Here is an 11,661-nt window from a genome sequence, read left to right as displayed (position 1 = left end):
GAGGTCAGCAAAATCGTGAAAATGTGCTATTCATCAAGCATAGGTGGCTCTTTTTTCTCTTTCAGCTTTTTAAGCTGTTCCTTGCCAATTTCGGCAATGCTCTTTTCGGGAGTCGGTAAATCCTCCGGCATTGTACCCTCGTTTTTTGCGATAGCTTCACGGACAGTCTGCCCAACTTGGTAATGGATGCCACTTGCCGTTTCTAGTCCTTTCGGTTGTTCACGGCGGAGTTTTGCTTCGGTCTGCGTAATGCGGAACAGGTTTGCACCGAGTTCTTCACTGCCCATATGGTCGAGGATTTTCTCACTTGTTTTGAGTTTTTTCCGTCTGTGAATATCTGCGGCGGTCAAGCCGCCATACAATCCCATGTAGCCTGCATTTTGAAACTGAGCATATTCCAATTGATCTGTGATGCCCGCTTTATGTGCCGCATCCACTAGCATAGCGTTCCAACTTGTGACCTCACCACGGATAACAAGGCGTTTATTGTCCTCGTCAAGCTCATTAAAACGATCCGCTATTTCCTGTCTTCGGGTCTGTATAGCAAAATAGGTTTGACCGAGAGCGATAGGCTCTTTGCGTGGATCGCCGTTTTGCACGATCAGATAGCAGGCATAGCGTGAAAGCTCAAAATCACTTATCGGCTTGGAGGTCGCACCTGCCTCAACGATTTTCCTGGCTTCAAGAAAATGGTCTGCACATTCAAAACCACTGTTCTGGCAGGACAACATCGCCTTATCAATTACCTTTGTGAAATTACGCCATTGGGTGTAATCAAGGACACTGGCAAGCTCACGGGCATACCAAAACTCAATGCCGTTTTCATCGGTGTGCTTTATATCTTCAAATTGTTTATATTCTGCTGCAATTAGTGTTGCCAATTTTTTCACCGCCTTCCGCTCATTATATCATTTTTTCCCATATTGTGAAATGGAAAGAAAGCTTTGGCTTTGAAAAACAACAGGGGGATAGATTGTCCCCTTGTTGCCTTTTACCTATGCTTTTTCCGTTTCAGTTGGTTTAGTGGTCATAATACGGTACAGTTCAGTATCCTTTGGAAATTTATCTGCAAAAGGTAAAATCACGTTGCCATAAAAAAGCAGACCTTCGCCCTCGCCGGAATGGGTCACATAGGAAAGCTGATGTGGCGAAATATTGAGCTGCTTAGCAAGGATTTGTCTATCACCTGAGGCTTGGTTGAGCATATACACAAAGTCAGAGTTTTCAAAGATGTTTTCTACCTCACGGGAGGAAAGAAGGTCTTTGACATTCTGGGTAATCCCTGTGGGGATGCCGCCCCATTTACGAAATCGTTTCCAAATCTCCACCGAATAGGCGGCAGTCTGTTCCTCCTTCAGGAGCAAGTGAAACTCATCCATATAATAGCGAGTAGAGCGCTTTTCTGCACGATTGACCGTTACCCTGTTCCAAACTTGATCCTGTACCACGAGCATACCCAGCTTTTTAAGCTGCTTGCCAAGCTCTTTTATATCAAAGCAGACAAGCCGGTTTGTGATATCCACATTGGTGCGGTGGTTGAATACATTAAGCGAGCCTGTAACATAGATTTCAAGAGCTGACCTGATATGCTGCGCCTCTTTTTCATCCTGTTCCTTAAGAGCATTATACAAATCCTCTAGAATCGGCATTTTTTCAGGCATAGGGTCAGATAGGTAATCAGCGTAGATAAGACGGACACAGCGGTCGATGATACTTTTTTCCACTGGCATAAGACCTTCTTTTCCTCCGACAATCAACTCGCAAAGAGAGAGGATAAAGTCGGATTTCAAGGATAGCGGGTTTTCATCCTCACTGTAATTTAAGTTTATGTCCATCGGGTTGACAAAGTCGGTACTTGTAGGAGAAATTTTCACCACCTGGCCATTGAGGCGATTAACGAGGGGAAAGTACTCAGCCTCCGGATCACATATAATGATGTCATCTGTAGTAATGAGAAAGATGTTGGTAATCTCACGTTTGGCAGAAAAACTCTTTCCGCTACCCGGTGTTCCTAAAATTAATCCGTTGGGATTTTTGAGCTTTTTGCGGTCTACCATAATGAGATTATTGGATAGAGAGTTCAGTCCATAGTAAAGAGCCTCGCCACCTGACTGGAATAGCTCCTGCGTAGTAAAGGGAACGAAAATTGCTGTTGAAGATGTGGTTAAGCTCCGCTGAATAACAGTCTGATTGAAGCCAAGCGGGAGAGAGGACATAAAGCCTTGCTCTTGCTGATAATCAAGCCTTACCAACGTGCAATTATGCTTTTGGGCGATGCCTGATGCTTGAAACACTATGTTTTCAAGCTGCTGTTTGGTATCAGCCGTGTTCAGGATTAGAAAGGTCATAAGGAACATTCTTTCATTTCGGCTCTGCAAATCCGCAAGGAGTTTTTTTGCCTCACCTCCATAAGTGGCGAGGTCGGAGGGGATAATATCCATATCATAGCCGCTTCGGACAGCTTTTTTCTGTTCCTCAATTTTCATCTTATCCAAATCAGTAATCTTGCGTTTAATGGTTTTGATTGCTTTGGTTTGGTCTACTGATTGAATATGCATGGTTACAAGGAGATTGCTTTCCATGTCGAGAAAGTCTGCTAAAATGCGGTCATTCAGTTCAGGGGCAAGTACCTGTAAAAAGGATACCGCCCCAAACTTAGCACCTGTTTTAAATATTCTGCCCTCACGAAACTCGAAAGAGGACGGTGCGATAAAGTCCTTTACCGATAGTCCTGAAGGCACAAGCCATTTCCAGTCAAAATGAAATGGCTCATTGCCGTCCATTCTCAGGATATTGTGGCAGAGCCTAAGTCTTTCTTTTCCATCAAGGGAGTCTACTGCTGCACCGATCCGCTTAAAGCCGTTCCACAGGTCATTTTCAATACGTTCGAGCCTTGGCTTTGCAATCTTCACGCTGTCAGCCTCTATGCCAAAGGTTAGATACTTGGTTTTCATCAAGCCGTTATTTCCCTTGGAAAGCTGACTATGAAGCATCTCCGTGTATTCACTACGGATACTGTCAAAATCGTCTTGTTGTGGATTAATGGAAACGCTGCTTTCATAGTCATTGGCATTGGCAGTCATGTTAAGGAAAGAAAGCTGAAAGTGAATGGAACTATCAAAGTAATTGAGAAAATCGCACCAGCTCTCAAAGATTGCGGTCTTGTCATCGTTTTGGGCAAGCTGATAGTTGATGTCTTGAAAGCGAATAGTCTTGGTGTAGAGCGTATCCGTCACACGGCAGATGCCATCGGGATACATTTTTTGAAAATGAATGGTGTCTTGTGCTGTTTTCTCTTTTTTGTTTTTTCTTCTTGCCATCAAAATGGCGGCGTTAATTTTCTGCCTTTCTGCCTTTGTTAGCTTTGGGCGAGATTGTTTTTCTACGTTCGACAATGTGCTTTACCTCCTTGTCCAATTTGTCCTGCCGTATGAGAACGGCATAGAAATTTTCAGTTTTATAGGGGCGCTGCTTGGGGTTTAAGAAACGCACCTCAATATAGTGTTTTAGGATAATCTCCAATGGCTGCCCATGTTTTTCGTAAAGGGCAAACATGAATAGTGGGAGCATGGAAAAAATCATCAATAGAGACGATGCACTTGTGCCAACACTGTCCTTTGTGAGGAAAAACAAAGGTAAGCCAACTGCAAGGGCAGCAGAGAAGCAGATCAGCTGTCGTTTGGTTAGATTTAATACCACCTTCGTTTTAACGGTGCTTAAATCTTTGGGTACGGATACATAAGCCATGAAATCTCCTTTCTGCCCTTAGTGGGCATTAAACAGGCTTTTTGCCATTGAACTTGTCTTAAAGAGGGTAAAGCAGAGCAGTACCGTGTAGCCTACACAAGTCCACACTGCCTTGATAATGTCACCATCGGTGGAAATGGACTGCACAAGAACGGCATAAATGCCCACACACACCATGATTAAAAAAGCCTGAAAGCCGAGGGCGAGCATGGCTCTTAAATAGTTCTGTCCCATACTGCCCCATTCACGATTTACCATTGTTGCAAGGGGAATTGCAGCCATTGAGGTCATTAAATAGATCTCTATCATTCTTCCGTAGATGATGACAAAAATGCAAATAGATAGGGCGGTCATGGTGAAACCTATTAGAGTGCTTTGCAACCACAAACCTAAAAGAGGGCCGAGTTCCATTTCTTTAAGACTTTCCTCCATGTTGGCGATTACTGTGGTTATATCAATATTGGTATCTGTGATGATTACACCTGCGGCATTCGATACAACATGCTGTGACATATCAAAAATCCCCATGATGATGTTAAAAGTATTTGTGAGAATCAACACAGCCACAAAGGTCTTGAAAATCCATTTGAAAAACATAAAGGTTTCTATATCGTGGAGGTTATTTTTTTCGATGACCATTTGTATCAGCTCGTAGCACATGACAAAGGTCAGGATAATGCCGGCAATAGGAATAATCACATTATCGGAGAGGCTTTGTATCATAGAAAAGACACCACCGTTCCACGCCGATGGTGTCTTACCCACTTCGCCTGCGATCTCGCCAACTTTGCTGTTGACGGTATCGAACATCCCCGACAAATTCGCTGTAATTCCACTAATAAGCAGTTCCTTGAGCCATTCAGTTATACTGTCGATGATGCTTTGCATAAGGCGTTACCAATTAACCGAACAAGCCAGAGAGTAGGGGTACAAGCGTCATGCCGATGAGTGCTACGCCACCACCTGCCATGAGCTGTTTCATACCCTGAGATTTTGCACCGGGATTATCGTTACCGTAACCTTCGAGCAAATTGATAACTCCCCAAATTCCAAGGCCTGCACCAAGGGCAATAACCAATGTCTGCAATACGTTCACTGCTTCATTAAAAAATTCCATAATTCATATCCTCCTAAATTTTTCTTATTGTTTGTGGATAAAAAATAACCGCTTATTCAGCGCCTTCAGTTTCGCCTGTGAGGTTGATTTCATAAACATCATAGACCTCATCAGGCTTTGGTTTCAGTTTTGTAGATAGATATTTTTCAATATCAAAGGTGTTCCTTTTGTCAAAATCGGATAAGTATTTGTACTGTGGGTGCTTTGTGATATCGTACTTTTCCGAGAGAAACGGTCGAACACCTCTAAGCTGTAAAATGCACTTGCCGCCATCCATTACGGCAAGCTCATCCATACTCATAAGCTCCTTTCCCAGCTTTTGATAATTAAGCCCATAGCTCCTTTGTGTACCTCTGGTGTCGGAAGTGTTGAACATATCGATGGTTTCCTTGCCAAGGGTTTCTGATAAATCCTTGAGGGTGGTTTTCTCCTTGCCTCCAAGGAAAATCATACTGTCACAGTTGCCGATAATCGTATCAGCATTGTCCTTGTAGAGAGCCTTTAACTGACTTTGTGCCTGCAACACGAGGCAGGCAGAAATTTCACGGCTACGGATGGTTGCCATGAGTTTTTCCAGTTTCGGTATTTGTCCGATATTTGCCGCCTCGTCGATCAGGCACCGCACATGAACAGGAAGCCTGCCACCGTACACATCGTCAGCTTTATCGCACAACAGATTAAAAAGCTGTGTGTATGCCATTGATACCAAGAAGTTAAAGGTATCGTCAGTATCACTGATGATGATAAACAAGGCTGTTTTCATGTCTCCCAAGGAATCAAGCTCCATTTCATCGTAAGCAGTCAGCTCACGCAGCTCTTTAATGTCAAAGGGAGCAAGCCTTGCACCGCAGCTGATTAGTATGCTCTTTGCTGTTTTTCCTGCGGCTAATTTGTACTTCTTGTATTGTCTTAGAGCAAAATGTTGAGGGTCTTTTTTCTCTAAAGTTTCAAACATGAGGTCAACTGGATTTTTATAATCCTCATCATCTTCACGCACCTCTGAGGCGTTGATAAATTCAATGAGGGTGGAAAAGTTTTGTTCATTTTCGGGAGCCTCAAAATAGATGTAGCCAATGAGTGCCGTATAGAGCAGGTTTTCTGCCTTCACCCAAAAATCATCGCCTGTCTTGCCTTCGCCTTTGGTGTTAGCAATCAAGGTAGTGACAAGTTTCAAAATGTCCTTTTCACTTCTCAGATAGGCGAAAGGGTTGTAGTGCATGGATTTTTTGAAATTGATGGTATTTAGTATTTTCAACTTATATCCATTACGAAGAAGCATTTTACCACACTCTACAACGATGCTACCTTTTGGATCTGTGACCACAAAGCTCACTGGATATTCCCTGGACTGGCACTGCATCAGATTAGGTTTTAGCCAAAATCTTGTTTTGCCGGAGCCTGAACCTCCAACAATTAACACGTTCTTATTTCTTGCGTGCTTTGGATTTTTGGGGCGGCTTGACATGGTAAGGCTCTCTGTTTGTGTCAGTATTACGTTATTGTTGAAAAGGGGGTCTACAAAAGGGCGAATGTCCTCAGATTTTCCCCAACGGGCAGAGCCGTACTCGATTCCTTTTCGGTACTTTTTAGCGTCTTTGCCTTTGAGATAAACCACAAGGCGAAGAGATGCTCCAAATAAAATGCCTATCACAAGGTCTTGAGAGTGCAAGCTCGGTAAGGGATTTTCAAAAGCACTTACAAAGCCGTCAGGCAGGGTTAGCACCTTGCTGGCAAACTCATAGCCCGCCGCAAGCCGCCATGCCTGCGATACTTTGGTAAAAAGCAGAGCTAAGATGAGGTATGGAATGTTCAGAATAAGGAGCTTTTTTGTCTTTGTGTTCATCTTAAATGCTCCTTATCTTTGTTCTTTACTTTGTCTGAAATAGTGTTTTTCACAAGCTCGGTAAATTTTTTGAGTTGTGCAAGCACTGAAGGACGTGTCGCTTTTTTCACAGCTGTGGCAGTAAACTCGGTAAATGCAGCAGTTATGGCATCGGCATCTCGCCCCTTGAAAAACACAATGTATTTGGGGGGAATCATACTCTTGTCTTTTTGCACTGCAAAATCCACACCGTATTTTCTAGCCACACGTTCAAAGCTCTTGATGTTCTTATCAGTTATTTCAATACTGGTCATGCCTTGATTTTGAGCGGCAAGGGATTTGACGCTCTGCTTGCCGTGGGGGATTTCAGGGCTGTCACGGCTTTTGTTTTTATTTTTTTGTGCTGCTAAGAACTTGAGAATAGCAGCTCTTAGCTCCCTGGCGGTCAGCTTGGTGGTGTTGATAGCAAGTGCCACCGTTTTATTTTCTACTTCTTCCTGCATGGATTAGGCCTCCTTTCATGGTTTTGTGAGATTGATGGTTATGGTCTGCCACCGAAATCGTGATTCACCAGTGCCGAATAATAATGGTCAATGGTCGAGGGGGCATTAAAAAGAGTAGCCAGCAAATATCGCCTAATATTGCGGATATAGGTGGTGTTCTTATCAAGGCAGTGAAACACATACTCGACATGCATACTGTTGATTCGTAGAAGCTTTTCTTTTACAAGCTGTGCAGGATATTCATCGCCTGCAATGTTGATTGTGGGTTTGGTTGAACAGAGTGTTTCCACCATGAGATCAATAATTTCATCGAGGCGATCGTCCCTGTAGCGTTCCCGGATACACTCGTATTCAAGATTTTCTAAAACCAATTCTTTTACTTCTGTAGCATTATCGCATCCTATCTCATCGCATCCATTCTGCTTTTGCGGTTCGTAGTTTAATGGATACGGATTTGATTGATTAGGATTTGATTGATCTATATTTAATAAATCAGGAGTTAATAAATTAGTTCTTGATAAATTAGTACTTAATTGGTGGGGTTTTACCAAGATAGGTTCAGCCTGTTCAGGTTTTTCCAAGATAGGATATTCCAATATTGGCTTAACCAAAGTTGGTTTATCCAGTATTGGATTTTCCGGTTTAGGTTGAAACTCGCTTGTATCAATGAGTTGTGGCCTTTCCAAGATGGTGTACTCTATGCTGGTAAGTTGTCCTTTTTCATTGCGTATCCGTTTGCGGACGACATAGCCTTGTTCCTCAAGCTCTTTAACAGTGGCGTTGATGCTATCAATACCGTCTTTACAGATACATGAAAGCCCTTTTGTTGTGTAATCCCAATTTTCCGGTAGAGAGAGCATGAGGGAGAGTAGGCCTTTTGCCTTTAGTGAAAGCTCGGTATTTCGCAAATGATGATTAGCCATAACGGTGTAATCTTTTGTCTTTTCTACTCTGAAAACTGCCAATCGTATCACCTCCTTTGTGAAATGGCTATTTTATCGTTCCTGCTGTTGCGTTCGCTTTTTGTGCCACCCTTCAAGGAGCTTGATAATAGTAGCCTCCATTTGCTGAGGGGTATAGTTTTTAGGGAAATACTTCTTGATTTTATCGCCTGTCAATGTGACCCTGTCTGGCTCGCCTTTCTTTTCCTCGCTCATAATGGCACACATTGCTTCTAAGTTGCATTTGCCTTCAGCACTGAATTTTTTAAGCCGTTGTGCCTGTGAAAGAGAAGGGGTAGCCTGTTCTGTATCCATTGCTTCAATCAAGATGAGCTGTTCCTCTGATTTTAGATAGGATAGCTCCACGGCAGGATTAAAGGCTATTTTCTTTTCATCGACCATTGAAAGCAATTCGGGGGTTAGTGAGGTCAGGCGAATGTAGCGTTGAACTTGATTGCGGCTTGAACCAGCCTGTTCTGCTACTATCTCATCAGCACGACTTAACTTCGTCCCAAGTTGGGACGAAGTTAAGTCTGTTCTTGAACCTTGTCGCTTAATAGCCTCCAATTTCAATTTGAATGCAAAAGCTCGTTCACTCGGCAGTATATTTTCTCTTTGAAGATTGCTGTCAACCATAATAATTGTGGCAGCATCATCGTCAAGTTTACGAATTATTACAGGCATTGTTTCAAGCTCTGCCAGCTCACAGGCTCTTTTGCGGCGGTGTCCTGATACAAGCTCATAGCCTCCATCTTCACGGGGTCTTACAATTGCAGGCACAAGTACACCATACTGTTTGACACTTTCAGCAGTATCAAGCATCGCCTCGTTGTCAATCACCTTAAAAGGGTGGTCTTTGAAAGCATATAGTTCTGATAAGGGTATTTCTACAATTTTTTCTCGCTGTTCATCGGCACGGCTTTCTTCAGTAGAAAACAAATCATCTACTGATGTCAGACTTATTTTTTTGGCGGAGCTTTTCAATTTTCAACACCTCCTTCGTCAACTCTTTATAACCTTCAGCAACTTTGCCTTTTGGGTCATGGGCAAAAATACTCTTACCTTCGGCACTTGTTTCAGCAGCTCGAACAGAATGGGGGATTTCAGCTGTAAAAATCTTCATGCTGCCTCCGTATGTTTCTCGGAGCAAGGAACCGATGTCCTTTGCAAAATTGGTACGGTTGTCTACCATTGTCAGCAGAACACCGTCTATCTTTAATTTGGGATTAATCTGTTTGTTTACCTTATGAATAGTCTGCAACAGCTGCTCCAATCCTTTTACAGGCAAATATTGAGCTTGTACAGGGATAATTACACTGTCTGCCGCTGCAAGTGCATTGACGGTCAGCATACCAAGTGAAGGCATACAGTCCAAAAGGACATAGTCATATTGCTTTCTTACTGTTTCAATATATTGCTTCAAGATGCTTTCTCGGCTCATGGCATTGACGAGAGATACCTCCATGCCGGATAGTTCAATGTTGGCAGGGAGCAAGTCCACTCCCTCTGCATGAGTTAAGATGCCTTCTTTATTTTCTATAGGCTCATCCGTCATCACCTTGCTCATAATTGTAGAGAGGGTGATGGGGAGTTTGTCAGGTTGCGGATGCCCTAAGCTAATAGATAAACTGCCTTGTGGATCGGCGTCTATCAGCAGAACCTTTTTGCCCTCAAGGGCCAAGCCTATGCCTAAGTTGACACAGGTGGTTGTTTTGCCTACGCCGCCTTTTTGGTTGGTGATGGCGATTACTTTTGCGTTCAATTTTGTTCCTCCTTTCGAGTTTCGCGATAAAAAGATTGATAATGTACCGGCTTGTACAAACAGAAATAGCCCTTTGCAAAATGCAAAAGGCAATTTCTGTTATCTAAATGACTTCAAAATAAATGAGAGCTTCTTTAATTGCTGTTACTTGAATCGGAGTGGGGTGCTTTCTGGGATTTTTCAGAGTCTCGACTGTGTTAGGCGCATCGAACATAGTAAGCCCTAAACTACGTTTGACTTCAGCAATGTAGGCAGTGTGAACATTAAAGCTGTGCTTCTCACAGATATATTCTTTTATCATTTTGTAAGTTGTTCTTGGTTTTGGCTTGTATGCTTCTGCTTTTGAGGCTATATTATTAAGTGTTAGCCCATTACGGATAGTATCAATTTTACCCAAAGGTATCATTCCCTCCCCGTTACCAAACTCTACATTTATATTAATGTAGCTATCTGGAGCTTTGTGGGACTTTGGAATGCACGTTGAGTGTATAATTCTGATGACGAATAGTGGTTCTAAGGCAGAAAGGTAGGTTCTATCACAAGATGTAGTGGTTAGAGACCGATTTTGAAGCGAAAAATGAGCAAAAAAGACTTTTAGACAGACATAAGCGGAGCTTTTGGGTCGGGATATCGTCACGAATATGTAAAACTACCTTTTTCCTGGTTTGCCGTTTAAGAAGTTTGGAAGCATTGTAAGCGTACTATCTTACTCCGTTTGGACATTGAAGCAACAGGTGAAAAAAATAAAAGGTGGATTGATAGGGCATTTGGTGTATAATTCTCTGTCTTTGAATGTATAATACGCATAATAATTGGGTCGAGTTTACAGGGGTGATTACCATGAACGATAATATCATCAGTATTTTAGATATTGTGCTCAGAAGCATACTTTCAGTTATTATCTTATTTTTGTTAACTCACTTACTGGGAAAAAAACAACTCTCTCAATTAAGCTTTTTTGATTACACAATAGGCATTTCTATTGGTTCTATTGCTGCATCTTTAGCAATAGATAATGAAATTCCTTATTTACACGGAATACTCGGAATTCTTATTTATGGCAGCTTTGTATTACTGTCTTCTTATGTATCCCGGAGAAGTATCCGGGCCAGAAAATTTTTATGTGGAGTGCCGACGATTTTAATACAGAATGGCAAATTGATCGAACAAAACTTAAAGAAAGCCAGATTTCATATCAATGAAGTAATGGAGGAATGCAGGAACAAAGGTGCATTTAGTATTAGCGATGTAGAAAACGCAATCCTTGAGACAAGCGGCCAAGTCAGTATTCAACTTAAAGCACAAAAACAACCTTTAACACCTGAAGATATGAATATAAATACTTCCGCTAAAGGTATTGCTGCCAACCTGATTATTGACGGAACAGTCTTAAAAAAACATCTCAGCCTTGTGAACCGGGATGAAAAGTGGTTAACTCATGAATTGAAGAAACAAAAGATTAATTCGGTGCAAGAAGTTTTACTGGGGTCTCTTGATTATGACGGCACATTGCATATAGACCTAAAAAACAATGATCCAGTCCCTTTTGACGTACTCGAATAAGCGTTATTCTGTTCGAGCTTTGAATAAACATAGCTCCATATAAACTCCGTATAAACAAGGTAATTGACAAAGTCATTACATCCATAATAGAATGTCGGTAAGCTTCCAAGACTGGCGGACATATGGGTTGAACCATAAGGGATTGGAAGAGTTCAAACGTCGACCGCCTGGGCAGTATAAATATTGTCCAGGTTTTTTTATTTTCT

At 42.2% G+C, this 11,661-nt stretch carries 12 protein-coding genes and 1 riboswitch; of the genes, 1 reads left to right on the top strand and 11 read right to left on the bottom strand.

Features of this window, described 5'->3' with window-relative positions:
- Nucleotides 1-26: 26 nt before the first annotated feature.
- The 11 genes from dinD to OKX56_RS02730 all read right to left on the bottom strand — a co-directional run bounded on the left by dinD (nt 27) and on the right by OKX56_RS02730 (nt 10,289).
- A complete protein-coding gene (gene dinD / locus OKX56_RS02780) occupies nt 27-890 on the bottom strand; it encodes a DNA damage-inducible protein D (RefSeq protein WP_427846760.1) in 864 nt (287 codons plus the stop codon).
- Between the two features lie 105 nt (nt 891-995).
- Nucleotides 996-3,320 carry a VirB4-like conjugal transfer ATPase, CD1110 family gene (locus OKX56_RS02775; protein WP_021315109.1) on the bottom strand — a complete coding sequence of 775 codons (2,325 nt, stop codon included), beginning with the start codon at nt 3,318-3,320 and terminating at the stop codon, nt 996-998.
- 13 nt (nt 3,321-3,333) lie between these two features.
- Nucleotides 3,334-3,747 (bottom strand): PrgI family protein, encoded by a 414-nt coding sequence (locus OKX56_RS02770; protein ID WP_034377793.1) that lies wholly within the window; start codon nt 3,745-3,747, stop codon nt 3,334-3,336.
- Nucleotides 3,748-3,765: 18 nt separating this feature from the next.
- Nucleotides 3,766-4,635 carry a VirB6/TrbL-like conjugal transfer protein, CD1112 family gene (locus OKX56_RS02765; protein WP_021315113.1) on the bottom strand — a complete coding sequence of 290 codons (870 nt, stop codon included), beginning with the start codon at nt 4,633-4,635 and terminating at the stop codon, nt 3,766-3,768.
- 13 nt (nt 4,636-4,648) lie between these two features.
- Complete coding sequence (locus OKX56_RS02760) at nt 4,649-4,864, bottom strand: Maff2 family mobile element protein (RefSeq protein WP_021315107.1); 216 nt, start codon at nt 4,862-4,864, stop codon at nt 4,649-4,651.
- 52 nt (nt 4,865-4,916) lie between these two features.
- Nucleotides 4,917-6,707, bottom strand: a complete 1,791-nt coding sequence (locus OKX56_RS02755; protein WP_287895589.1) for a VirD4-like conjugal transfer protein, CD1115 family — start codon at nt 6,705-6,707, stop codon at nt 4,917-4,919.
- A complete protein-coding gene (locus OKX56_RS02750) occupies nt 6,704-7,189 on the bottom strand; it encodes a PcfB family protein (protein ID WP_021315125.1) in 486 nt (161 codons plus the stop codon). Before OKX56_RS02750 ends, OKX56_RS02755 begins: the two co-directional genes overlap by 4 nt.
- A 38-nt stretch (nt 7,190-7,227) precedes the next feature.
- On the bottom strand, nt 7,228-8,163 hold the full coding sequence (locus tag OKX56_RS02745) for a DUF6017 domain-containing protein (protein WP_502850657.1): 936 nt from the start codon (nt 8,161-8,163) through the stop codon (nt 7,228-7,230).
- Nucleotides 8,164-8,184: 21 nt separating this feature from the next.
- On the bottom strand, nt 8,185-9,114 hold the full coding sequence (locus OKX56_RS02740; protein WP_021315103.1) for a ParB/RepB/Spo0J family partition protein: 930 nt from the start codon (nt 9,112-9,114) through the stop codon (nt 8,185-8,187).
- Nucleotides 9,071-9,892: a ParA family protein gene (locus tag OKX56_RS02735; protein WP_021315108.1), complete on the bottom strand. Its 822-nt coding sequence runs from the start codon at nt 9,890-9,892 to the stop codon at nt 9,071-9,073. Before OKX56_RS02735 ends, OKX56_RS02740 begins: the two co-directional genes overlap by 44 nt.
- Before the next feature lie 103 nt (nt 9,893-9,995).
- On the bottom strand, nt 9,996-10,289 hold the full coding sequence (locus OKX56_RS02730) for a hypothetical protein (RefSeq protein ID WP_348980695.1): 294 nt from the start codon (nt 10,287-10,289) through the stop codon (nt 9,996-9,998).
- A 443-nt stretch (nt 10,290-10,732) separates the two neighbouring features.
- Between OKX56_RS02730 and OKX56_RS02725 the strand changes: the two genes are divergently transcribed.
- Nucleotides 10,733-11,455 (top strand): DUF421 domain-containing protein, encoded by a 723-nt coding sequence (locus OKX56_RS02725; RefSeq protein ID WP_019225456.1) that lies wholly within the window; start codon nt 10,733-10,735, stop codon nt 11,453-11,455.
- A 97-nt stretch (nt 11,456-11,552) separates the two neighbouring features.
- A riboswitch (ZMP/ZTP riboswitch) is annotated at nt 11,553-11,635 on the top strand.
- Nucleotides 11,636-11,661 lie beyond the last annotated feature (26 nt).

Origin of the sequence: Dehalobacter sp. (genome assembly GCF_030063005.1) — a bacterium.
GTDB lineage: Bacteria > Bacillota > Desulfitobacteriia > Desulfitobacteriales > Syntrophobotulaceae > Dehalobacter > Dehalobacter restrictus.
This window is presented reverse-complemented; position numbering and strand designations above follow the sequence as displayed.